Below are 1734 nucleotides of genomic sequence, written 5' to 3'. Positions count from 1 at the left end.
GGTAGCAAGAGAGGTAGGTACTGAAGGAGAGTTAGGAGGTCAGGCGGACGTTCAGGGTGTTGCAGGAACTTGGAAAGACTTAACAGATAGTGTGAACTCGATGGCATCTAACCTTACAGGTCAGGTGCGTAATATTGCCGAAGTTACTACAGCTGTGGCTCGAGGTGACTTGTCCAAGAAGATCACAGTGGATGTTAAGGGAGAGATCTTAGAACTGAAAGACACCATCAACACAATGGTGGACCAGTTGAACTCATTCGCATCCGAGGTAACTCGGGTAGCAAGAGAGGTAGGTACAGAAGGGAAACTAGGTGGACAGGCGGACGTTCAGGGTGTTGCGGGAACTTGGAAGGACTTAACGGATAGTGTGAACTCGATGGCCTCCAACCTAACAGGTCAGGTGCGTAATATTGCCGAAGTTACTACAGCGGTCGCGACGGGTGACTTATCTAAGAAGATCACAGTGGATGTTAAAGGAGAGATCCTCGAGCTGAAAGACACCATCAACACAATGGTGGACCAGTTGAACTCATTTGCTTCCGAGGTAACTCGGGTGGCAAGAGAGGTGGGAACAGAAGGTAAACTGGGTGGACAAGCGAATGTTCGAGGAGTTGCGGGAACTTGGAAGGACTTAACAGATAGTGTGAACTCGATGGCATCTAACCTAACAGGTCAGGTGCGTAATATTGCCGAAGTTACTACAGCAGTAGCTCGAGGTGACTTGTCCAAGAAGATCACAGTGGATGTTAAGGGAGAGATCCTGGAACTAAAAGTGACCATCAACACGATGGTGGTCCAGTTGAACTCATTCGCTTCCGAGGTAACCCGGGTAGCAAGAGAAGTAGGTACAGAAGGTAAGCTGGGCGGACAGGCGGATGTTCAGGGCGTTGCGGGAACTTGGAAAGACTTAACGGATAGTGTGAACTCGATGGCATCCAACCTAACAGGTCAGGTGCGTAATATTGCCGAAGTTACTACGGCGGTCGCGACGGGTGACTTATCCAAGAAGATCACAGTGGATGTTAAAGGAGAGATCCTAGAACTCAAGAACACAATCAACACAATGGTGGACCAGTTGAATTCGTTTGCTTCCGAGGTAACCCGGGTAGCAAGAGAGGTTGGTGCAGAAGGTAAACTGGGTGGACAAGCGGATGTTCGAGGAGTTGCAGGAACTTGGAAGGACTTAACAGATAGTGTGAACTTTATGGCCGGTAACTTGACCGGTCAGGTGAGAGATATCGCGGAAGTTACCAAGGCGGTTGCAACAGGCGACTTATCTAAGAAGATCACAGTGGATGTTAAGGGAGAGATTCTAGAACTCAAAAACACCATCAACACAATGGTGGACCAGTTGAACTCATTTGCTTCCGAGGTAACTCGGGTAGCAAAAGAGGTAGGAACAGAAGGTAAACTGGGCGGACAGGCGGATGTTCGAGGTGTTGCAGGAACTTGGAAGGACTTAACAGATAGTGTGAACTCGATGGCATCTAACCTAACAGGTCAGGTGCGTAATATTGCTGAAGTTACTACAGCAGTAGCTCGAGGTGACTTGTCCAAGAAGATCACAGAGGATGTTAAGGGAGAGATCCTCGAGCTGAAAGACACCATCAACACGATGGTGGACCAGTTGAACTCATTTGCTTCCGAGGTAACCCGGGTAGCGAGAGAGGTAGGGACAGAAGGGAAGCTTGGTGGACAGGCGGATGTTCGAGGGTGTTGCGGTAACTTGGAAGG

At 49.1% G+C, this 1734-nt stretch carries 1 protein-coding gene; it reads left to right on the top strand.

Going from position 1 to position 1734, the window contains the following annotated elements; translation table 11 throughout:
• The coding region (locus LPTSP_RS19025) for a HAMP domain-containing protein (protein WP_167396485.1) at window positions 1-1734 on the top strand (1734 nt) is incomplete at both ends.

This window comes from Leptospira johnsonii (genome assembly GCF_003112675.1).
In the GTDB taxonomy this organism is placed as follows: domain Bacteria; phylum Spirochaetota; class Leptospiria; order Leptospirales; family Leptospiraceae; genus Leptospira_B; species Leptospira_B johnsonii.
This window is presented reverse-complemented; position numbering and strand designations above follow the sequence as displayed.